Here is a 20952-nt window from a genome sequence, read left to right as displayed (position 1 = left end):
TCCCGCTTCCGCATTCCGCTTTCATCCCATCTTTATTCCGCTTTCATCCGGCTTTCTTCATGCTTTTCGCCTTGTCTTGTACTCAGAGAGTCAATTCGCTCTGAGTCGAGAGGGGCGGATGGCATTCGCGCGTTCTCGTCCGCCGGGTGTTTTGAGAGTGCTCTTATAGAGTTTGATCGGCGGCTTTTCGATAATGACGTGCCAAGTACAGCTTAAGGCCGTATTTGCAGGTTTTATTTTATAGACCTCTCTTGAAAGCGAAATGATGAATAAAGTCGTGCTGCCTGCATTGCTGGCTGCGGTATTCAGCGTCGGCGCCCATGCCGCCGACCCCATTCCTGGTTCCACTCGCGCTTCCGCCGAATGGGATGTGACCGCGGATAAGGATAGCTCGCACGCTATCGAAATCACGGCTAAAAAGCCGAATGTGCATTTCGTGTACAGCCCGATTTCCAAAACCATTGAATCCAAAAACCTGGATTTCGATATCCGCATGCTGAATTCGGATGAATACACCATCAGCGGCTATAAGGTAAAAGCCTCCTCGGTCCAGCATCAGCTGAGCCATACCGCGTCCATCGGGGAAATGGATTTTGACCTCAGCGTGACGGACCATGCCGGCAAGCAGGTGAAACTGTCGGCCGAACCGAAGGATCTGGACGGCCTGTCCGGTTTTGGCGAATTCGCGAAAGTGGCTTCCATCGCCGGAGAGAATAAAGGCACTTCTCAGCTGAAAGCGGAGTTTGCCGGCGGCAAGGATTCCAGCGGCGTCATGGTGACCGAAGCGTCTAAATTGAGCGATGGCCAATATGTGGGCAAATTCGATTTGATTCTGGATGCCTCCTGGCAGAAAACAGCCAAAGCCGAAGAAGAGAATACTCAAGTCTCCGTTCGCTGATTTCAAAGGGTAGCGCCAAAAAAGGGAGCCTAGCTCCCTTTTTATTTTTAGGAGTTTCCGCTTATGCCATGGTGCTTCAGATTTTACGCTTTGGCCTGTTTGCTGCTGCCGGCATGGGCCGGGGCGATTCAGGTTTCCGATATGACGGCGGCGATGCCGTCCAATAAAGGGGCGGTCACGATCCACGCCAGAAACACCGAGCAGCGGGCGTCTTTGCTGTCGGTGAGCGTGACGCAGGTGGACTCTCCATACGAGGGCGCGCGCGAGCTGAATACGGACGGCGCCAGCCTGCAATTCACGCCGGCGCGGGTGTTGCTGGCGGCGGGGCAGGATCAGGCGGTCCGCTTCATCTACAGCGGCCCCAAGGACGACAGGGAGCGCTATTACAAGGTGACCTGGAAGAACGCCTTGCTGGGCTTGGCGGACGAGGGCGCGGATTCCGAGAAAAGCGGCGACGTCGAGTTTTTGACCGGCATCAGGACCAATCTGCTGGTGCTGCCGAAGCAGCCGCGTTTTGACTACGCCTATCGGCGCGGCCATCTGGAAAACCGGGGCAATGTGTCGTTTCAGGCGATTGCCTACGGGCCGTGCAAGCAAAAGCGGCTGGGCGAGGTCTGCAAGGAGCGCTATTGGATTGGGCCGGGCTACGCGGTGAATTTCAAGACGATAGACAGCAGCCAGGGCCAGGACAAAGTGATGTTGCAGCGGGATGGAAAATTCTTGGACGCGGAGAAAGATGCGCCGCTTGACGACGCATGACGGCGACGACGGTGGGTGAGGCGAGATGAAGCGTGCGCGGGATATCGTTCTTAAAAACGGGATGGCTTTTTTAAGTGCGCTGCTGTTGGCGGAGACGGCGCTGGCGGCGGCGGATGCCGAGCGGCGGCCCTTGGCGCAGCAAGTGCAGTTAAACAAGCTTGCCTTGTCGGCGGAGATCAAGGACCTGCTGCGCGAAGGCGTGTCCATGCCGCTGGTGGCGCGTTCGGCGCGGCAAGCCTCGGACGAGGGCGTGGTGTCGGCCACGCTGACGGTGAGGCTGCAGGCCGACGGTTCGATGCGGCTGGACAAGGTCCAACCGCTGCTGGCCAACAACAAGAGCGTGTTGAGCCCGTCCGCGGTCCAGGCCTTGCGGCAGGCGACGGGGCGGACGTTTTCGCCGGGCGGGGCCTTGAGTCTGGGCGACGCCGAGCGCTTGCAGCTGGACATGATGGCGATGCGGGTGGATCTGTTTCTGGAGCCGGCCGGTTTCGCCGCCGACGACGCGCATCTGCGGGAGTCCGTGTTGCAGGCGCCGTCCTCGGGCGGGCTGTCCAGCGTGCTCAAGTACGCGTTCAACGGCTATAGCTCGCGCAATCAGGGGCGCGGCCATTCTTCCGGCTATCTCGCTTTCGACGACACCACGTCCTTGGGCGTGGACCACGTCAATGTGATGGGCTCCGCCTATCTGGACGATTCGGCGGCGGATCAGTCCGTAACGCTGGACCGCGTCATGTATGAGCGCGATATCGACGGCAAGCGGCTGGCGCTGGGCATGGTGGACGGCTGGAACCTGCAAAGCCTGGGCAATGTGTCCACCTTGAACGGCAGCCGGATGTACGGGTTCTCCTACGGCAACGTCAGCCAGACTCTGAAGCTGGACCCCGGCCAGTCCTTGAATCCCATCGATGTCTATCTGCCGGCCACCGGGGAGGTGCGCGTCAAGCGCGAAGGCCGCTTGTTGAGCACGCAAAGGCTGGGCATGGGCAATCACCGGCTGGACACCTCGGCCTTGCAGGCCGGCGTTTACGACGTGGAGGTGGAGATACTGGTGGCCGGCCAGGTGCAGAGCCGCCGCGTGTACCGGATCAACAAGCCGGTGGGCGGCTCCAGCCTGCGCGACGGCTTGAACTGGCAGCTGTGGGGCGGCGCCGGGGAGGCGATGGCCCGCTACGGCGATCAGGGCGCGCCGGAGGACGAGGGCGGGGCTTACCGGCCCTTGTTCGGTGTGTCGGCGGGGGCGCTGTGGCATGAGGTGGACTGGAATCTGACCCTGTATCAAAACGATAAGACCACGGTGCAGGAAGGTTTCGCCTCTTGGCAGCTGTCCAGCGCGCTGCGCGCCAGCGTGCAAAACCTGTTGGCCAGCGACGGCGCCCGGCGCCGGGTGGGCACGCTCAATCTGGCGCTGCCTCGCGGCATCGGCAGCCTGTGGCTGACCGGGGAGCGCGGCGCCAAGGGCCGGCGTCTGAATTTCTACGCCCGGGATTACGATTCGCTGGGCGCCAATTTCAATTTGCACGGTTGGGGCGTGGACGCCGGGTCGATCAACCTCAGTTACGACCGGGACCGGAGCAGCGGTTATCGCTATATGCGCGCCGATTATTCGCGGCAGATGTACAACGGCAAATGGGGCGGCGCTCAGTTGCAGCTCGGCAGCAGCCGCAATCTCAACGGCGGCTCGGTGGATCAGCAGTATTACGCGATGCTGACTTTCAACCTGGCCATGGACGGCAATTTCAGCGTGGGCATGTCGCATCGAGACGGCGGCGACACGCTGGACCTGTCGGCCAGCAAGTCGTTTGAAAACAGCGTGATCGACGATGTGGGCGCCAATGCCAGCATCAGCCGCGAAGGCGCAGGCGGCCAGTCTTCCAGCTTCGGCGCTTACGTCGGCTTCAACGGCCGCTACGGCCAGGGCAATGTGTCGGTGGACGCGGAGCGGGACAGTCGCAGCGCCAGCGTCAATATGCAGGGCGGCCTGGCCTGGGGCGGCGGCGCGGTCGCCGCCGGCGGCGGGCAGGACGAGGCCGGCATCGTCGTTGATGTGCCGGGAGTGCCGGGCGGCGCGCTGGAGGCGGTGCTGAACGAGCAAAGCCACAGCTTGCGCCAGGGGCGCAATTGGATCGCGGCGCCGGCCTACAACACTTATCACTTCTATGTGCGCGACGCGGAAAGCGGGCAGGCCAGCTACGAGGTGTCCGACACCGACCATGAGTACACGCTGTACCCGGGCAATGTGGTGCGGGTGACGCCCAAGATCAAACGGATGGTGACGGTGTTCGGTCAGCTGACCGGCGTCGACGGCGCGCCGCTGCGGCATGTCATGGTGCGCAACCATATCGGCCAGGCCCGGACCGACGAGCAGGGCAACTTCGCCATCGACGTGGATCAGCGTTATCCGGAGGTCAGCGTCGAACCCGGCGCGGCGGAACGCTTCCGGGTCAATCTGGATTTGAAGGACGCTGGCGCCACGGCCTGGCTGGGCAAGATCGTCTATGGCCGGGACGCGGACCGGATTTACGCGCCCTTGCGCGAAGACGAAGGCTGAGCCGGCGTGCGCAATCCCCTCATCACCCTATCCCAGCAGGACAGACGGACTGAAATGAAATACTGGATCTCAACTCTGATCTTCATGGCCGGCCTCGGCGCGGGGCTGGCGCAAGCGGCGCCGGCCGGCGTTTCGCAGGCCGCGCCCGGCGCGGGATTTCTCCCGGTGCGGCCCCTTCCGGCGCCGGCCAAGCCGCCGGAACCCTTGGGCCGGCAGGAGTGGCGCAGCCAGCAGGACTTGATCCTGATTGAAGACCGGCTGGCCGGCACTCAGTATCTGAGCACCCTGGGCAGCAGCGGCGGCATCCTGCCCGGCAGCCAGGCCCAGGCCGTTTTCGGCGCGCGCGCGCCGCGCGGCGGCGCCAAGAAAGTGGCCATTTGGTATACCCATCAGCCGGACGCCCAGGTGCGGGAGATCCGCCAGTTGCAGCCGCTGCAGGCTTTCCGCGGCATGGCGGACGCGCACGGCGCGGCCATGGGCCTGAGCGGCGACGGCTTCAGGCCGGCGCAGGGCCGCCAGGTCAACCCGGTGTTGAGCGAACTGGCTTTCGACACCATCGCCAAAGCGGCGCCGGGCGCGTCGCGCGAGCTGTCCTTCGTGGAAACCCTGGCCGGCGGCGGCGAACGCCGCTTTGTGACCCAGCTCAGCAAACGCGCCCATCTGATCCTCAATCCCGCGCCGGCCAATAGCTGCCGCAATGAAACGGTGGACGGCGTCGCCGGCAAGCTGTGCGTGTTGCGGACCATTGCCGGCCAAAGCAATGCCGGCAGCGGCGGCGATCTGATGTTCACGGTCCGCGCCAAGATGCTGGCAACGCCCAAGGCCCGCTTCCGGGTGGGCGGGGAATGGCGGCATATCAACGACAGCGTGCCCATCGCCGCCTTCGCCCGCGCCAGGGCGGTGGAGGTCTTCTTTGTGCCGCCGCCGGCGGAGCAGTTGCAAGCCTTTATGACCGCCCATCCCAAGATCCGGCTGGATAGCTTGGTGGAGGCCGGCTTTTACTCGCGCTCGCGCTTGTTCCGCGGCGACCGCTTCAATCTGCAATTGCCCGCCATGGGCGGGGGCAAGCCGCCGGTCCAGCGGCGCTATTCGCGGCTGGGTCTGTTGTTGATCGACGATCAGTCCAGCGGCCGTCAGTACGTGACCACGGTCAGCGGCAGCCGGGACCAGGCCATTTACGGCGAGCGCCATCCGCAAGACGGCAGCCGCGCCGCCGCCTGGTATCTGGAAGCCGGCGCGAGACCGCCCTTGTTCGCGCTGCAGCAGCTGGGCCGCGCCAGCCCCGCCGGCGGTTTCGCCGGTTTTGCCGACGCTCAGGGCCAGGTGCGGGGCGGCCTCAGCGCCGCCGCGCCCTATCTCAATCCGGTGTTCAGCGAGGCCGCGTTCGCCGCGCTGCTGCACCAGCCCTTGGGCGGGCAACAGCGCTTGACGGTGGAGGGCTTGCGCAGCGGCGGGGAGGCGGTCAGCTACCAATTGAACGCCAGCCAGCAGGCCAGGCTGACCCTGGCCGCGCCGGAGGGGCCGGCTTGCCGGCCGGACACGGTGGACGGCGTGGCCGGCCAGCGCTGCGTGTTGCGGCGGCTGGCGGCGGAGAGCCGCGCGGGCGGCGACATCCGCCTCTTGATCCGCGCCAAGCGCCCCTTGCCCGGAGGGCGCTTCCGCACGGGCCGGGAGTGGCGCCGGCTGGGCGAGAGCGCGGCCGTTGCCGAATTGAGCGGCGCCCGTGAGTTGGAGCTGTTCCTGCCGGCCGCGTCCGGCTTGCTGCGCGGGCCGTCGGCGCCGGCGGGCGGGCAGGCGCTGTCCTCGCTGGTGGAGGCCTATTTCTATTCCAGCGGCCGCCAGCACCAGGGGGACCGCTTCGCGCTGAGCTTGAGGGACGGCTATCTGCCGGCGCCGCAGGCCAAGGCCGGCGCGCTCAAGCTGCTGACGATAGAGGACGAACCCAGCCAGCAACACTACATCACCACCTTGCAAGCCGAGCCGGGGCAAAGCCTGTACGGCGCGCGGCGACCGCGGGCGGGCCAGCGCGCCGCCACCTGGTATGTGGAGGCGGAGACGGCCAGCGGACGAAGCGGCGAGCTGCAAGCCAGACAGGCGCTGCCCGCGGCCTTGATCGCCGGTTTCTCCGACCGCCAAGGGCGGGTCAGCGTCGGCCGCGCCATGCGGCAGCCGGGGCAAATCCATCCGGTATTCAATGAGCGCGCCTTTGCGGAATGGCTGCGTCTGCCCCTGGGCGGCCGCCAGTTGCTGACGCTGGAGGCGGAGCGCGGCGGCCAGCCGGTGACGGTGCGGGCGCAGGCGGAAAAAAGCGCGATGTTGCGCCTGGGTCCGCCGCAGGCCGCTTGCCGTCTGGAGACGGTGGACGGGATGGCGGGACGGGTCTGCGCGCTGCGCTCGGTCGCGGGCGAGTCCCAGGCGCAGAGCGGCGGCGGCGTCCGCTTCAGCGTCCGCGGCCCGCAGATCTCGGCCAAGGCGCGTTTCCGGGTGGGGACGCAGCCTTGGCGCCGGCTGGGCGAGAGCGTGGAAGCGGCGGAGTTCGCCGGCGCCAAGGCGGTGGAGCTGTTTCTGCCGCCGGCCGGGCGCGGCCGCCAGGCGCAGGGGATGGAGGCCGTGTTTTATTCCGGGGAGCGCGACGATGTTCTGGTCTTGCCGCTAGACGCGCCCAAGCCAGAGGCGGCGGGCGGCGAGGTGGACTTCGTCTTCGGCTCCAGTCACGAGGGCATGATGAAAACGGTGCCGGCTTCCATCACTCTGATGCTGAATGAGTCGGTGGTGGCGGGCGGGCCGAACGAGATCCGGTTTGCCGGCGTCAGCGACTCGGTATTGGAGAAAAAAGCGCATGTGACGTTTTTGCCGGCCATGCTCGGCGACCAAGACATTTCACTGCTCGAGACGCTGAAACTGCCGGTAGGCACCGAGGCGCTGAGTTTCGACTTTAAGCATGCCTGCTTTGAAAAGAATGAAAAGAAGGAGTGCACAATCGATAAGGGTTCCGGAACCAAGGAGGTCGGGGTGACCTTCAACGGCCGGGGAGTCGCTCAACCGCCATGGTTCCGCTGGTTTGAGAAGCCCGCGGCGAGAATCAATAAGGTTAGCGTCAGCCCGGATAGGGTCAACACCGCTGTGGAGACCAACGTCGAGTTCGCCATCGATATCGCCGATGGGCTTGGCGCGGGGACGAATGACCACAAGCTGGAGTGCGATCTGGGCACTGCCAAGGATTTGTTTGGCGATCTCGACTTTGTCGAGCTCATGGATAGCAATGGAACGTTTATCGGCAGGCTGCCCTTGAAGGGCCGCCAAACACTGGAAGTTTTGCCCAGCCAATATTCGTTCCCGGTGAAGTTCTCCTTGCGCACCAAGGCTGGGGAAAAACCAGGCCTTGTTAGATTGTCTTGCGAGTACAACTATTCCGGCTGGTCCTATCCCTCGGTGAAGGCCGTTAAGGAAGACCTGAGTCTGGCCTCGATCGAGGGGCCGGCCGAGGGCCGGGTTGGGGAGGATTTGGAATACCGGATCTTCACCGATGGGGTCTCCCTTGGAAAGCGCAATCTGACCGTTACCGTGGCGGGCAAGGACGTGCCCTGGGGGCTGGACATCCCCACGCTCCATTTCGGCGAGACCGAGATCAAGCCGCAATGCGGCAAGGATTGCGTATTCACTTTCAAGCCCGCCAAGGGCAATAAGGGGACGCTTCAGCTGGGCATCAAGGGCAAATCGGTCAGCAGCCGCCGCGACGCCTACCATATCGCGGTCAGCCTGGAGGGGGACAAGACCTTGGACAAGGATTTCTCCATTGTGCCGAACTGGGCGCTGGAGTCGCTGGTGTCCAGCGGCGATGTGGCGGCCGGGGCGCCGCTGCGTTACCGGCTGCGCTTGAACGCGCCGGCGGCCCAGGCGCTGACCCTGTGGCTGCGGACCCGGCCTCAGGACGGCCAGGCCGTGGACGATGGCTACGAGGGCGGCCGGGTGACGGTGAAGGACGGGGACAAGGTGTTGGCCGCTGCGCTGAACACCGGCGATTGGGGCGCGGTGACTCTGCCGCAGGGCAGCGAGAGCATGGTGGTGGAGGTGCCGACGCGAAGCTTTGACGATGGCGTCCGCAACACGCGCGCGCTTGAGCTGGGCGCGGCCTTGAGCGAAGACAAGCCGGAGGCGGAACCGCCCGCCGCCAAATACGCCATCGGGCGGATTTATCAGCCCAAGCCCAGTGTTTCGGTATTGCCGGCCAGCGAGGGTTCGAATCGCGGCAGCGGCTGGGTGGGCGCGCCGGACGGCCGGATTCGGCTGGATTATCTGATCCGCGCGCAAATGGCCAATCTGCCGCCGGCGGGCGGGCCGGAGCGCGGCGCGACGCGGCGCTACCTGAGTCAGCGCGGCCTGGGCGCGGTCAAGGCGAGCTTGTCGCTGGACGGCAAGCACGGCGCGAGCCAGCGGGAGGGCATGTGCCGTTTCGCGCTGCAAAGCGATGCGCAGCAAGGGGTGCTGTTCCCGGCCTGGCTCACCTTCGACGCCGACGGCGGCGGCCGGCGCGAGCCGGACAATTGTTCCGGTACGGTAAGCCACGATTTGAGCGCCGGCGCCTGGCTGGACGAGGGCAGCGATCCCGCCCAAGGGCTGGAGAAACGGAAGCTGCCGTTCAGCCTGTGGTTCCAGCTGGACGATCCGGTGTCGCTGCTGACCACCGAGGGCGCGCCGTGGTATGGCCGCGCGCTGGGCTCGGGCGCGGTGCGGGTGGACATGAGCCTGGAGCTCGCCCAATAAGCAGGCGGATGCGCGCGGCCGTCTCGGCCCGCGCGTCGGCGGAAGGAAACGAAGATGTTCATGAATATGCGAAAGGCCTTGCCGGCGCTGCTGTGCGCCTTGCCGGCGATGTCGGCCTGGTCCTTGCAGATGGCCCCGGTGATCGAGTTGGACGCCGACCGGAGCGAGATGCGGGTGGAGTTGAAAAACGATTCCCGGCAGCCGCACAGCTACCGCATCGTTCTGCGGCCCTTGGCCGGCCTGGAGGCCGGCGCGGGCGAGGACGCCGAACCGGCCACGGTGGACGCGGCGCCGACGCGTTTGAGCTTGAAGGCCGGCGCCAGCGGCGCGATCAAGCTGCATTACCGCGGCGCGGCGATGGAGGGGCGGGAGCGCTACTATCATTTGCAAGTGGTGGAGGACGCGGCGGCCGGCGCGCAGGGCGCGCGCCGGGCCGGGGCTTGGGCGGATTATCCGCTGGCGCTGGGCAGCGTGTTGATTGTCCGGCCGCGCGCGGCCTATCTGGACTTCCATCTGGATCACGGGGTTTTGCGCAATACCGGCAACGCGGCCTTCTGGCTGCTGCAGGACGAGGCCTGCGGCGGCAAAACCGGCAGCACCAAGATACAGGCGCCCGGCAGCGCGGCGCGATTGGCGCCGCTGACGGGGCGCTCGCTGGTGCGGGTGGGCCTGGGCGACGAGATCCGGGTGGTGGTGGATCAGTGCGCGGGCGAGCAGGGTTAAGAGCCTGTTTACGATCTGCCGCGCGTCGGCGATACGGCGTTGAAAACCGCTTCGAAACGCCCATGCGCCGTCCGGCCATTCCGCTTCTTCCGCCGCAAGGCCTTGTCTCGTCCTTGCTTGCGAGGCTTTGAACGGCTTTAGGCGTCGTCCTCGGGCGCTTCTTGCCGCCGCCATTGCGCCAAGGCCTGCTCGAACTCCCGATGCCAGGCCAGCAGCGCTTCCTCCTCCGGGCGCTCGCCTTCCGTCCGCAGCGCGTGCTCCATCCGGGCGGCCAGCCGCGCCAGGGGCTCCGCGCCCACCGTCAGCGCGCCGCCTTTGAGCCGGTGCACATGGTGGAGCATGATGTCCGGCAGCTGGTCGGCGGCGGCTTGCCGGAACTGGAGCAGGTCCTGCCGCGCGCTGCGGCTGTACAGCCGGGCCAGGTCCAGCGCCGAGGCGGGCAGGGCGAGCGGCGGCGGCGCGGCGCCTTCCGTCGTCAACCACAAACGCAATATGTCCTCGATATCCCGCAGGCTGAGCGGCTTGGACAGCATGCCGTCCATGCCGCTGGCGATACAGCGGTTCTTGTGCGCCAGATCGGTGATCGCGGAGATGGCGATGACGGGGGTGAAGGTCAGATTCCGTTCCGCCTCCAACTGGCGGATGCGCCTGGCGGTTTCGTAGCCGTCGATGCCGGGCAGATTGCAGTCCATCAGGATCATCGCGAAGGCTTCGCCTTGCCGCAGCAGCCGCAAGGCGGTCTGGCCGTCTTCCGCGATGACGGCGTCGCAGCCCAGCTGCGCGAGCTGCCGGCGGATGGCCTGCTGGTTCACCTCCATGTCTTCCACCACCAGCAGGCGTTGCGGCGGCAGGGCGTCGGGCGCGGGTCCGGAGACGGGGGCCTGCGCGTCGGCGGCGGAGGGTTCGGCGACATCGACATGCAGGACAAAGCTGACGGCGGTGCCCTTGCCCTCGGCGCTCTCCAGCAGAATGCTGCCGCCCATCAGCTCGATCAATTGCTTGCAGATGCTCAGGCCCAGGCCGCTGCCGCCGTAGCGGCGGCTGGTGGAGCGTTCCGCCTGGCTGTAGGCGCGGAAGAGTTTTTCCTGTTGCGCCTTGGCGATGCCGACGCCGGTGTCGCGCACCGTGACCAGAAGCTTCCCGGATTTGGCGCTTTGCAGATTGAACTGCATCAAGAGCGCCACCTCGCCGCGATCGGTGAATTTGATGGCGTTGGACAGCAGATTGGTCATGATCTGACGCATGCGCAACGGGTCCAGGATCAACAGGCGGTTTTCCAGCCCGTCCGCGGCCAGGGTCAGTTCCAGTCCTTTGCGGCTGGCGCTCAGGCGCTGGCTGTCGCTGATCCCTCTGGCCAGTTCCAGCAGATCGGTGGGCAGTGTTTCCAGCGCCAGATGCCGCGCTTCCAGCTTGGCGGTGTCCAGCACATCGTCCAGCAGCTCCAGCAGATTGAGGGCGGAGGAGCCGGCCAGCGCGGCGAGCTCCTGCTGCTGCTTGCTTTGCCGGGTTTGCTGCAGGAGTTCGATGGCGGCGAGTATCGCATTCATCGGCGTTCTGATTTCGTGGCTCATCATGGCGATGAATTTCGACTTCGCCTCCTCGCTGGCCACCGCCCGGCGTTTGGCCCAGCGGGCCTGCGTGAACAGGAAGACCATCACCGACAGCACGCAGATCACCAGCAGGATTTCCGGCAGGTAGTAGCGGCTGATCTGATGCATGGACGGTTTGCCGAAGTCGATGTCGGCGACCCAATCGTCAAAAATCTCGTCGGTCTCGGACGGGCTGAGCTGGAGCAGGGACTTGTCGATGATGGAGCGCAGCTCCGGATATTGCTGCGCCACCTTGATGTTCAGGCCGGTGAACATTTCCGGCATGGTGCCGGAGATTTGCAGGGTTTTGGGGAAGCGTCCCTGCAACACCGGGCGGAACACGATTTCCGCGCCGATGGCGGCGAACACCTTGCCGTCGGCGACGGCCTTCAAGGCCGCCACCGGGTCGTTGATCAGCACCAGTTGCAGATAAGGGTAGTGTGCGCGCAGATACTGCTCATAACCGCCCCCGCCCTTGACCGCGACGGCCTTGCGTTCCAGTTGGGACGGGTTGAACAAGCCTTCGGCGCCGGCCTTGGTGATGATGATGGTGGCGGTGGAGGCGTAGGGCTGGCTATTCAGCAGCGGTATGCCATATTCCTTGGGAATCAGCTGCGTCGCGCCCATGGTGGCCAGATAGATCTGCCCGCTTTTCAACTTGCCTATCATGTCCTGGGTGTTCGCCGCGGCGACTAATTGAAACCGCAGGCCGCTCTTTTGGGCAATGGCTTTCAGGTAGGCGCAGCTCAGCCCCTTGTGGCTGCCGTTTTCAATATATTCCAGCGGCCAGTAGGGATCGATGGAATAGTAGATGGTGGGGTGCTGTTTGATCCAGGCGATTTCTTCCGCGGTATAGGACGGCGGCTCCGCCTGACTGGCCGCGCTGGACGCGCCCAGCCAGATAATAAACAGCGCGGACCAGAGCAGGGCGTGAAACGCGGTATTAAGGAGCGGGCGCAGGGGCGGGGCGGCAAAGGGGAGAATAGATTGCTTAGCTGTATTGTTTGCCATGCGGCCGCCGTCTTTGCTGTGTTTTCTTGGGCATTATAGTCGGTCCGGCCGTTTTGGCGATGCGGCGTTCTGGAAGGCGGTTAATTGCATGCGGCTTATTTTACCTGGGAAATAAGCGCTTAGCGAACGCCCGGCTTTGAGAATGGTCTTGTTGACGCCGATTTGTCCGGGCATTTAGCATTTTTTATCAATCCGGCGCGCAAGCGCGTTTGCGCGCGCAGAGTATGTTTTTGTATTTTGATCTTTTGAGAAATATTTATTTTGCTTGATTTTATTGCATGATATTGGTGTCCGGCGTCTTATTGTTTTGCCTTGTTTTATCATGGGTCAAAGTCGGCGCTTGAAATATTGCGGCGGATTTTGAAAGAGAGAGGGGCCGGCTGCGGCGCGCTGACGGCGCATGCTATATTGGGACGTGCTTTTCAAAGAGCGGGAGTTTGAATTGATGCTGAAGTGATTTTTATCGCCATGGAGGAGGAATGAAGAAAAGAAAAATCAAAGTGATGTTATTGGACGACCATGAGGTGGTTAGACAGGGCTTGGGCTTTAGATTGTCGCAGGAGGGCGATATCGTCTTGGCGGGCAGCTTCGGCGACAGCCGCTCTTTTCTGGCGGCCTTGAATCATGAGCGGCCGGACGTGCTGGTGCTGGATTACGCGCTGCAGCCTCAGGACATGGACGGTTTGAACCTGATCCGCGCCATCCGCGCGCGTTTTCCCGAGGTGGTGATCCTGATCATGTCCTCTTATTACAACACGGCCACGGTGTCCCTGGCTTTGAGGGCCGGCGCGCGCGGCTTCGTCGGCAAACAGCAGGACCTGGACGAACTGGTGCGGGCGGTCCGGGTGGCGGCGTCCGGGCGCGTGTATCTGACCGCGGAAATGGCGCTGGAATTGGCGCAGGCCCAGCAGGCGGACAGCGTGCCCGCCGACAGTTCCACGCATGCGCCGGACGCGATGGACCGGGTGGTCCGCCTGTCCGCCTTGTCGCCGCGGGAGCTGGAGGTGCTGCGCTGTTTTCTGGAAGGCATGACGGTCAGCGAAATCGCGGACAAGTTCTCCAAAAGCATCAAGACCATCAGCGGCCAGAAACAGGCCGCGATCAAGAAGCTGGGTCTGAAGTCGGACCACGAGCTGTATTTCATCAAGGACGAAATCCAATAGACGGGCGGGCTGGGCGCCCGCCCTTCGTCGCGGCCCGGCCGCGCTCACTCCCGCCCGGCCGCGCCGTAGCGCGCGTCCAGTTCGTCGTAGAGCGGCTTGTTGACCAGGCGCTGACGTTCGGCGAACGGGGCCACCAGTTGCGGGTCTTCTTGCAGAATGCCGTCGCGGGACAGCGCGCCCAGCGCCCGCTGCATGCCGAGCACCGCGCCTTGCAGCGCGGCGTTGGCGTACAGCACCAGACCGTAGCCCAGTTCTTTCAGATCGGCGGCGCTGAGCGCCGGGGTCTTGCCGCCGATGACGATATTCATCAGCAAGGGGCGGTCGAACAGCGCCGGCAGCCGGCGGATGTCGTCCAGCTCGCGCACCGCTTCGATGAACAGCACGTCGGCGCCGGCCTCGGCGTAGCGGCCGGCGCGTTCGATGGCGGCGTCTATGCCGTCCACCGCGCAGGCGTCGGTGCGGGCGATGATCAGCAGGTTCTCATCCTGGCGCGCGTCCGCCGCCGCCTGAAGCTTGCCGCACATTTCGGCGGCGCTGATCAGGCTCTGGCCGGCGAAATGGCCGCATTTCTTGGGCAGGACCTGGTCTTCCAGCTGGATGGCGTCGGCGCCGGCGCGTTCCAGCACGCGCACGGTGCGGCGCACGTTGAGCGCGTTGCCGAAGCCGGTGTCGGCGTCGACGATGATGGGGATGGACACCGCGTCGCGGATGGCGGCGGTCTGGTCCGCCACTTCCTTCAGGCCGACGAAGCCCAGGTCGGGCAGACCCAGCTGCATATTGGTCAGTCCGGCGCCGGTCAGATAGAGGGCGCCGAAGCCGAGGTCTTCGACGAGGCGCGCGCTGAGGGCGTTGTAGGCGCCGGGCACCAGCAGGCCGGAGCGGCTTGCTATCAGGCTGCGCAGGACGTGTTTGCTGTTTTGCGTCATGTTTGCGGTTCCAGAGGGGCTAGGGGATGGGTTTGATGGTAGCGGCCGCGCCAGTAGACCAGCGGCTGGCGCGCGGGGTCGTGATGGGTTTCCAGCACCTCGCCGATGAAGATCAGGTGGTCGCCTTCTTCGTAATGGCTTTTGCGGCGGCAGGCCAGCCAGGCGGCGGCGCCGTCGATCAGCGGCGCGCCGTGGCGCCGCAGCGTGAACTGGGCGCGCTTGCGCTCGTCGAGATCGGGGCCGGCGAACAGCCGGCACAGGTCCAGTTGTTGCCGGCTCAGCACCTGGATGCCGAAGCGATCGGCGGAGAGAAAGCTGGCGGCGGCGCGCGATTGCCGGCGCAGGCACCACAGGATCAGCGGCGGCTCCAGGGACAGCGCGCTGAAGGCGTTGATGGTCAGCCCCAGCGGGCCGCGCTCGGGGTCCAGGACGGAGGCGACGGCGACGCCGGTGGCGAAGCTGCCCAGGGTTTGGCGCAGGGCCTGCTGGTCTTGGCCCATCGTCAGACGGCGATGGCGTAGCCGAAATCGATTTCGCTGGCGGCCTGGCCGCCGCGCATGCCCCAGTTGTCGGCGGCTTCTTCGCGCAGCAGGATCAGCACCGAGGCGGGCGCGATGTTCAGCAGCGCGGCCAGATCCGCGGCCAGCCTGGCGTAGAGCTTTTTCTTGGTTTCCGGCTTGCGGCCGGCGAAGACGGTGATTTCGATGTGCAGGTAGTCCGGATCGCCGCCCGGCGGCAGCAGGTCTTCCGGCGCGTAGCGCTGATAGCGCGCTTGCAGCTCTTCGTCGCTGACGCCGAACACGGCGCGCAGCGCGTCGTAGACGCAGTGGACGATGGCTTGGCGCTGGGCCGGCGTGCGCGCGGCGGCGTCTTCGATTCTGACTATTGGCATAGGGGGCTCATTTCGATGGCGGTGGCGGCGGCGAAGGAGGCGGATTGCATTTCGGCGAGCCGGCTCAGCGTGCGGTGGGTGTCCGCCGACAGCGTGATTTCGCGCAACATGGTTTCGATCGGGCGTTCCGAGATCAGCAGCAGGCGCTGGCGGCGGTCGTAGAGCACGTCCACCAGCCAGATGAAGCGGCGCAGGCCGTCCGCCTTGTTCAGCTGCGCCTGGACGATGTCGGAGACGACCACGGTGTGCCAGCGTTCCGACATTTCCAGGTAATCCAGATGCGAGCGCGGGCCCAGGCAGAGGGTTTCGAAATCGAACCAGACGCAGTCCGGGCTATGGGCCCGCGCGGGCAGCGGCCGGCCGGACAGGGAGACGGCGGCGGCGGGGCCCACGGTCCGGCCCTGTTCTTGCAGCAGCCGGCGCAGGTGTTGTTCCGTGTCCGCGCCGCAGGGGTGCAGATAGTGTTCGCCGGCGGCGGCTTCGCGGTAGCGGTAGTCGCGCTCGCCGTCCAGGTGCAGCACTTGCATATGGCGCTGGATCAGCGCGATCACCCGCAGCGCGTAACGGTGCAGCTGCGGGTCCGGCAGCAGTTGTTCCGGCGCGTAGTTGGAGGTCAGGATCACCCGCACCCGCTCTTCCAGCAGCACGGTTAGGAAGCGCTCCATCAGGATGGCGTCGGCGATGTCGTGCAGATGGAATTCGTCCAGGCAGAACAAACGGCTTTGCGCGGCCACGCGCCGCGCCAGCGCCGGCAGGTAATTGGCTTGCTCGCCGCCGGCCTGGGCCAGGCCGCGGTGCAGATCGCGCAGGAACTGGTGGTAATGGATGCGCTGCGCCGGCTCGGCGGACAAGGCGAACAGGCCGTCCATCAGCATGGTTTTGCCGCGGCCGGGCTCGCCCCACAGATAGGCGCCGGTTTGCGGCGACGGCCGGCGCAGCGGCCAGGCGGGGCCGGGCCGCGCCTGGACGCGCAGCGCGTCCAGCGCGTCGGCGGCGCGGCGCTGGCCGGGGTCCAGCACGACGCCCTGATCGATGAAGCGCCGGCTCAGGGCGGAGGGTTCAGCCATGCGCCGGCTCCGCGGTTTCGACGAAGCGCAGCAAGGCGTCCAGCAGCGCGCGCTCGCTGGCTTCGTCGCGGCGCAGCAGATGGTCCAGCGCCGCCTGCTGGTCTTCCGGTTTTTTATCCTGCGATAGCTTGAAGCGGCCTTCCTCGCGCAGCACATGGACGCGCAGGCCGAGGATGTGCGGCGCGTTGGCGATCACCCGGGGATCGGCGGCCTCGTACTGGAACGGCGCTTGCGGCGGCTGCAGCCGCTCGCAGGTGTCGCTCAGCGCGCGGCGGGCGGATTCCAGGTCGTCCAGCACTTCGATTTCGACGTCCATATGCACGGCGACGTAGTTCCAGGTGGGCAGCAGCCGGCTGCGGTAGGCTTCCGGCGGGATATAGCTTTGCGGGCCCATGAACACCAGATGCGCGGGAAAGCGGCCGCGGCCCTGGAATTGGGGGTTGCGGCGGTCGACGTGGCCGAACAGGCTGCGGTCCGCGACGCGGAACAGCGGGATGTGGCTGGCGTGCAGCCGGCCCTGGTGTTCGCTGCTGATCAGCGCCAGCGGGTAGCGGGCGATCATCCGGTCTATCAGCTCGGGGCGGCTACAGCAGTATTCCTGGTAATGGAAGGCGCATGAACTCACTGGAGGGTGTCCTTTTGCGTAGGCGCTTCGGTCTGCGCGAGCCGGGCGCGCCGGCGGCGGTCGTGGGCGATGGCTGTTTCGGCCATCCACTTTAGCAGCGCGCGGCCGCGCAGCGGTCGCGAGTTGAAGGGCAAGAGGGTCGGGCCGGCGCCTATCAGCTGGCGCGCCAGGGTTCGGCCCAGCATGAAGGACAGCGCCAGGCCGCGGCCGTTGCAGCCGGTCCAGGCCAGGACGCCGTCGCCGACGCGGCGCAGGCTGGGCAGGCCGGACGGGGTGAGGCCGACCTGACCGGCCCATAGCCGCGGCGCGGCGTCGAGCTCCAGCCCGAAGACGGCGCGGACGCGCTGGCGCAAGGCGGCGGCGTATTGCTCCGCTTCGGCGTCGGCGCGCAGCGCGAACAGGCCGGTCAGCAATTGGCCTTCCGGCATTTTGCGGAAAAACCACATGTCGCGGCGGTTGTCGGAGAAGGGGATGTCGGCGGGCAGCACCCGCGCCTGTTGTTCCGGGCTCAGTTCGAACTGTCCGAGCGCCAGCGTCAGCGGCACGCTGTGGCGGGCGACTTCGGCGACGCCGTCGCGGCTGTAGGCGTTGCCCGCCATCAGCACGCGGCCGGCGCGCAGGCTGCCGCGCGGGGTGCGGATCACGTGCATGCCGTCGCGCGGGCTGGCTTCCACCAGCTTGGCCGGGCAGCGCTCCAGCAGCACCACGCCGCGCCGGCGGCAGCGTTCGGCCAGGCCGCGCGCCAGCGCCAGCGGGTCGATCTGGCCGCCGTCTTCGAACAGCAGACCGCCGTGGTAGCCGGCGGCGGCGCTCAGCGCCCGAGCCTGCTCGGCGTCCAGCGCGCGGGCGCGCACGCCCAGCCTGCGCCAGGCCAGGGCGGCGGCCGGCGCGGAGCCGGGGGCGGCGAACAATTGCATCCAGCCTTTGCGCACCGGGCTGGCTTCGGGCAGCGCCAGCAGTTCGGCCGCGGCCTCGCTCAGGCCGGCCAGATAGCCGTCGGCCTGCGGCCCCAGCCAGGCGCGCAGTTCCGGCGGGCCGCAGCGCGCGGGCACCGGCACCACGAAGCCGGAGTTGCGGCCGGTGGCGCCGCCGCCGACGGCGTCGGCCTCCAGCACCACCACCGAGCAGCCGGCCTCGGCGGCGGCCAGCGCCGCCGACAGCCCGGTGAGGCCGGCGCCTATCACCGCCAGTTCGCAACTGACCGGCAGCGCGTCGGCCTTGGCCGCCAGCAGCCGCGGCGCGCGCGCCTGCCAGCCGCTGGCGGCGCTCAGCAAGGCCTCAAGCGCGGGCGCCGTCATGCCGCGATCCTTGTTCCAGCCGCGCCGTCAGCGATTGCACGATGGCCTGCGAGCGCAGCGCCAGCAGGCTGAAGGAGCCGGCGTCGCCCATGCCGTGGGAGGATTCGCACAGGCCGTTCAGGTAGAGCGGCGCGCCGCGGTCGGCCTCGCCCTGCAGGCGCACGCGGTAGTCCAGCGCGATGTCCACGGTGTCGCGCTCGGCGCACAGCTGCGGCGCCAGCGTTTCCAATACGCGCGGCCAGGGTTCGCGCTTGGGGCCGCGCCCCAGATCCAGGAAGCCGGTGGCCAAGATCACCAGGTCCACGGTTTCGCTGACGACTTCTCCGCCCAGGAAGTGGCGCAGCCGCAGGGTGACGCCGTCGGCGCCGGGTTCGCAGGCCTCGGTGTCCATGCAGGTGAGCAGGGCCAGGCTGTCCTTGTCCTGCAGCCGGTTGGCGTATTGCTTGACGTAGAGCTGGTTGAGCACGTCGATGTCGGCGGCCGAATAATTGGTGAACACCAGTTCCTGGCGCAGCCGGGTCTTGTGTTCCGGGCTGGCGGCGAAGAAGGCGTCGACGAAGGCGGGGAAATACACCTCGTCGGAGAAGGGGCTGGTGTCTTTCTGACGGTAGCCGAAGTTGCGGGTGACGCCGACCACCCGCGTCAGCGCCGGCTCGGCGCTGGCGTGCAGCAGGATTTCCACCGCGCTCTGGCTGCCGCCTATCACCGCCACCCGGCCGCCGCCCTTGGCTTTCAATCGTTCCAGCGCCGGCAGGTAGTGGTTGAGGTGGACCACGCGCGGGTCCGGCGCGCGCTGGAACGGTTCCGGGATGTTGGGGGTGCGGCCCGGCGCCAGCACCACGCTGAGCGCCAGGTATTCGCGGCCGTCGGCGCAGAGCACGCGGTAATGGCTGAGCGCGCCGTCGCTGTCGCTGACCGGCAGGATGTCGATGACTTCGCGCTGGTATTCCACCAGGTGCTGGAAGCAGCCGGCGGCCCAGCTGACGTATTGCGCGTACTCCAGCCGCAGCGGGTAGTGCAGCGGCAGGTTCAGGTGCTCGTAGAGCCGGTTGTGCTCGTGCAGGAAGTTGGTGAAGGTGTAGCGGCTGCGCGGGTTGCGCGGGGTGACCAGGTCGCGCAGCGGGTGGTTCTGGATGTCCGAGCCTTCCAGCAGCATGCCGGGCTGCCAGGCGGCGGAGGGCCGCCGCTCGAGGAAGCGCACGGACAGCTGCGGCGCCAGTTCTTCCAGCGCGATGGCCAGCGCGATGTTGGCGGGGCCGAAGCCGATGCCGATGATGTCGTGTACGGTGTGCGTCATGCTGTCGCTCCAGGGTTCAGAATGCCATTGCGGCCGGGGCGTGCGCGGCGGCCGGGGCGGCGGGCCACAGGCTGGCCAGCGCGGTTTCAAAACGGCGGACGATCTCCTCCGCGTCGTCGGCGCTGATGATCAGCGGCGGCAGCAGCCGCATCACCGCGCCGTGGCGGCCGCCGCTCTCCAGGATCAGGCCGTGTTCCAGACAGGCGCGTTTCAGCGCCTTGGCCAGCAGGCCGTTGGCCGGCGGGTGGCCCAGCGCGTCCGGCGCGCCGTTGGGGTCTATCAGTTCCACGCCCAGCATCAGGCCGCGGCCGCGCACCTCGCCGATGCAGGAGAAGCGCGTTTGCAGCGCCTGCAAGCGCCGGCGCAGCAGCTGGCCCACTTCCCGCACCTGCTCCAGCACGCCGGGCCGGCGCAGGTATTCCAGCGTGGCCGCGCCGCTGACCAGGGCGATCTGGTTGCCGCGGAAGGTGCCGGCGTGGGCGCCGGGCGCCCAGCGGTCGTATTTCCGGTGGTAGGCCACCAGGGCCAGCGGGTAGCCGCCGCCCACCGCCTTGGACAGGATGACGGCGTCCGGCACGATGCCGGCCCATTCATGGGCGAACATGTCGCCGCTGCGGCCGAAGCCGGTCTGCACCTCGTCCATCACCAGCGGCACATCGTGGCGCGCGGTGATCTCGCGCAGGCCGCGCAGCCATTCCGCGCTGGCCGGAATGCAGCCGCCTTCGCCCTGGATGGGTTCCACCAGCAGCATGGCCGGCTTGCCTACGCCGCTTTCCGGGTCGGACAGCAGGTTTTCCAGATAGGCCAGCGACAGGCGCTCGGTGTCGGCGGCGTCGGCGCCGAAGGGGCTGCGGTAGGCGTAGGGAAACGGCAGGAACTGGATTTCCGCCGGGTAGCCGCTGACCGCCTGTTTCGGCCCCAGATTGCCCATCATGCCCAGCGCGCCCATGGTCATGCCGTGGTAGGCGCCCTGGAAGGCCAGCACTGGGCGGCGGCCGGTGGCGGTCTTGAACAATTTGAGCGCGGCTTCCACCGCGTCGGAGCCGGACGGGCCGCAGAACTGCACTTTGGCGTGTTCGGCGAAGGCGGCCGGCAGGGCCTGGTACAGCTGTTCCACGAAGGCGAGCTTGGCCGGGGTGGCGATGTCCAGCGCCTGCTGCAACTGGCCGGACTGCAGAAAATCGGCCACCCGCTGTTGGACGAAGGGGTGGTTGTGGCCCAGCGGCAGCGCGCCGGCGCAGGCCAGGCAGTCCAGGTATTCGCGGCCCTCGCTGTCGTAAACTCGGGCCAGTTCGCCGCGGCTGATCACGCGGTCTATGCCGCGCGCGTAGGTGCGGGCGTTGGATTCGCGCTCGGCCAGTTGCAGGCGGCGGGGTTCAAAGGCGTCCATCG

Annotated in this window: 15 protein-coding genes; 6 read left to right on the top strand and 9 right to left on the bottom strand. The window is 66.5% G+C overall.

The window, feature by feature from the left end:
* Positions 1-262 precede the first annotated feature (262 nt).
* The 5 genes from AB1Z25_RS20400 to AB1Z25_RS20380 all read left to right on the top strand — a co-directional run bounded on the left by AB1Z25_RS20400 (position 263) and on the right by AB1Z25_RS20380 (position 9692).
* On the top strand, positions 263-898 hold the full coding sequence (locus AB1Z25_RS20400; RefSeq protein ID WP_486636061.1) for a hypothetical protein: 636 nt from the start codon (positions 263-265) through the stop codon (positions 896-898).
* A gap of 63 nt (positions 899-961) precedes the next feature.
* Positions 962-1657, top strand: a complete 696-nt coding sequence (locus AB1Z25_RS20395) for an EcpB family pilus assembly chaperone (protein ID WP_486636060.1) — start codon at positions 962-964, stop codon at positions 1655-1657.
* 61 nt (positions 1658-1718) lie between these two features.
* Positions 1719-4205, top strand: coding sequence for a TcfC E-set like domain-containing protein (locus tag AB1Z25_RS20390; RefSeq protein ID WP_486636059.1), 2487 nt, complete (start codon positions 1719-1721; stop codon positions 4203-4205).
* Positions 4206-4259: 54 nt separating this feature from the next.
* The gene (locus AB1Z25_RS20385) at positions 4260-8969 is read left to right on the top strand and encodes a hypothetical protein (protein WP_486636058.1); all 4710 of its coding nucleotides are present in this window, start codon (positions 4260-4262) and stop codon (positions 8967-8969) included.
* A 60-nt stretch (positions 8970-9029) separates the two neighbouring features.
* The gene (locus tag AB1Z25_RS20380; protein ID WP_486636057.1) at positions 9030-9692 is read left to right on the top strand and encodes a fimbria/pilus periplasmic chaperone; all 663 of its coding nucleotides are present in this window, start codon (positions 9030-9032) and stop codon (positions 9690-9692) included.
* Between the two features lie 137 nt (positions 9693-9829).
* Here the strand turns inward: AB1Z25_RS20380 and AB1Z25_RS20375 are convergent, their stop codons facing one another.
* The gene (locus AB1Z25_RS20375) at positions 9830-12292 is read right to left on the bottom strand and encodes an ATP-binding protein (RefSeq protein ID WP_107800889.1); all 2463 of its coding nucleotides are present in this window, start codon (positions 12290-12292) and stop codon (positions 9830-9832) included.
* A 479-nt stretch (positions 12293-12771) separates the two neighbouring features.
* Here AB1Z25_RS20375 and AB1Z25_RS20370 point away from each other — a divergent pair, with 479 nt between their 5' ends.
* The gene (locus AB1Z25_RS20370) at positions 12772-13455 is read left to right on the top strand and encodes a response regulator transcription factor (protein ID WP_107800888.1); all 684 of its coding nucleotides are present in this window, start codon (positions 12772-12774) and stop codon (positions 13453-13455) included.
* A 44-nt stretch (positions 13456-13499) separates the two neighbouring features.
* Here AB1Z25_RS20370 and AB1Z25_RS20365 read toward each other — a convergent pair whose 3' ends face one another.
* The 8 genes from AB1Z25_RS20365 to AB1Z25_RS20330 are packed head-to-tail and all read right to left on the bottom strand — an operon-like array spanning position 13500 to position 20950.
* Positions 13500-14381: an isocitrate lyase/PEP mutase family protein gene (locus tag AB1Z25_RS20365; RefSeq protein WP_235085959.1), complete on the bottom strand. Its 882-nt coding sequence runs from the start codon at positions 14379-14381 to the stop codon at positions 13500-13502.
* Positions 14378-14881 carry a flavin reductase family protein gene (locus AB1Z25_RS20360; RefSeq protein WP_107800886.1) on the bottom strand — a complete coding sequence of 168 codons (504 nt, stop codon included), beginning with the start codon at positions 14879-14881 and terminating at the stop codon, positions 14378-14380. The genes AB1Z25_RS20365 and AB1Z25_RS20360 overlap by 4 nt, the downstream gene beginning before the upstream one ends.
* A 2-nt stretch (positions 14882-14883) precedes the next feature.
* The gene (locus AB1Z25_RS20355; RefSeq protein ID WP_107800885.1) at positions 14884-15273 is read right to left on the bottom strand and encodes a tautomerase family protein; all 390 of its coding nucleotides are present in this window, start codon (positions 15271-15273) and stop codon (positions 14884-14886) included.
* The gene (gene zapE, locus AB1Z25_RS20350; protein WP_486636056.1) at positions 15264-16340 is read right to left on the bottom strand and encodes a cell division protein ZapE; all 1077 of its coding nucleotides are present in this window, start codon (positions 16338-16340) and stop codon (positions 15264-15266) included. The genes AB1Z25_RS20355 and zapE overlap by 10 nt, the downstream gene beginning before the upstream one ends.
* Positions 16333-16965 carry an FMN-binding negative transcriptional regulator gene (locus tag AB1Z25_RS20345; protein ID WP_486636055.1) on the bottom strand — a complete coding sequence of 211 codons (633 nt, stop codon included), beginning with the start codon at positions 16963-16965 and terminating at the stop codon, positions 16333-16335. Before AB1Z25_RS20345 ends, zapE begins: the two co-directional genes overlap by 8 nt.
* Positions 16962-18263, bottom strand: coding sequence for an NAD(P)/FAD-dependent oxidoreductase (locus AB1Z25_RS20340; protein ID WP_486636054.1), 1302 nt, complete (start codon positions 18261-18263; stop codon positions 16962-16964). The genes AB1Z25_RS20345 and AB1Z25_RS20340 overlap by 4 nt, the downstream gene beginning before the upstream one ends.
* Entirely contained in the window at positions 18244-19560 is a 1317-nt protein-coding gene (locus tag AB1Z25_RS20335; RefSeq protein WP_227105462.1) for a lysine N(6)-hydroxylase/L-ornithine N(5)-oxygenase family protein, read from the bottom strand. The genes AB1Z25_RS20340 and AB1Z25_RS20335 overlap by 20 nt, the downstream gene beginning before the upstream one ends.
* A gap of 16 nt (positions 19561-19576) precedes the next feature.
* Positions 19577-20950 carry a diaminobutyrate--2-oxoglutarate transaminase family protein gene (locus AB1Z25_RS20330; protein WP_486636053.1) on the bottom strand — a complete coding sequence of 458 codons (1374 nt, stop codon included), beginning with the start codon at positions 20948-20950 and terminating at the stop codon, positions 19577-19579.
* Positions 20951-20952: the final 2 nt, after the last annotated feature.

This window comes from Chromobacterium sp. HL1 (genome assembly GCF_057418835.1).
This window is presented reverse-complemented; position numbering and strand designations above follow the sequence as displayed.

Excerpts from the sequence above, each read along its gene's own strand:
- AB1Z25_RS20375 (WP_107800889.1), bottom strand. The coding sequence starts at position 12,292 with ATGGCAAACAATACAGCTAAGCAATCTATTCTCCCCTTTGCCGCCCCG.
- AB1Z25_RS20335 (WP_227105462.1), bottom strand. The coding sequence starts at position 19,560 with ATGACGCACACCGTACACGACATCATCGGCATCGGCTTCGGCCCCGCC.
- AB1Z25_RS20360 (WP_107800886.1), bottom strand. The coding sequence starts at position 14,881 with ATGGGCCAAGACCAGCAGGCCCTGCGCCAAACCCTGGGCAGCTTCGCC.
- zapE (WP_486636056.1), bottom strand. The coding sequence starts at position 16,340 with ATGGCTGAACCCTCCGCCCTGAGCCGGCGCTTCATCGATCAGGGCGTC.
- AB1Z25_RS20385 (WP_486636058.1), top strand. The coding sequence starts at position 4,260 with ATGAAATACTGGATCTCAACTCTGATCTTCATGGCCGGCCTCGGCGCG.
- AB1Z25_RS20365 (WP_235085959.1), bottom strand. The coding sequence starts at position 14,381 with ATGACGCAAAACAGCAAACACGTCCTGCGCAGCCTGATAGCAAGCCGC.
- AB1Z25_RS20370 (WP_107800888.1), top strand. The coding sequence starts at position 12,772 with ATGAAGAAAAGAAAAATCAAAGTGATGTTATTGGACGACCATGAGGTG.
- AB1Z25_RS20390 (WP_486636059.1), top strand. The coding sequence starts at position 1,719 with ATGGCTTTTTTAAGTGCGCTGCTGTTGGCGGAGACGGCGCTGGCGGCG.
- AB1Z25_RS20355 (WP_107800885.1), bottom strand. The coding sequence starts at position 15,273 with ATGCCAATAGTCAGAATCGAAGACGCCGCCGCGCGCACGCCGGCCCAG.
- AB1Z25_RS20380 (WP_486636057.1), top strand. The coding sequence starts at position 9,030 with ATGAATATGCGAAAGGCCTTGCCGGCGCTGCTGTGCGCCTTGCCGGCG.
- AB1Z25_RS20330 (WP_486636053.1), bottom strand. The coding sequence starts at position 20,950 with ATGGACGCCTTTGAACCCCGCCGCCTGCAACTGGCCGAGCGCGAATCC.
- AB1Z25_RS20340 (WP_486636054.1), bottom strand. The coding sequence starts at position 18,263 with ATGACGGCGCCCGCGCTTGAGGCCTTGCTGAGCGCCGCCAGCGGCTGG.
- AB1Z25_RS20395 (WP_486636060.1), top strand. The coding sequence starts at position 962 with ATGCCATGGTGCTTCAGATTTTACGCTTTGGCCTGTTTGCTGCTGCCG.
- AB1Z25_RS20400 (WP_486636061.1), top strand. The coding sequence starts at position 263 with ATGATGAATAAAGTCGTGCTGCCTGCATTGCTGGCTGCGGTATTCAGC.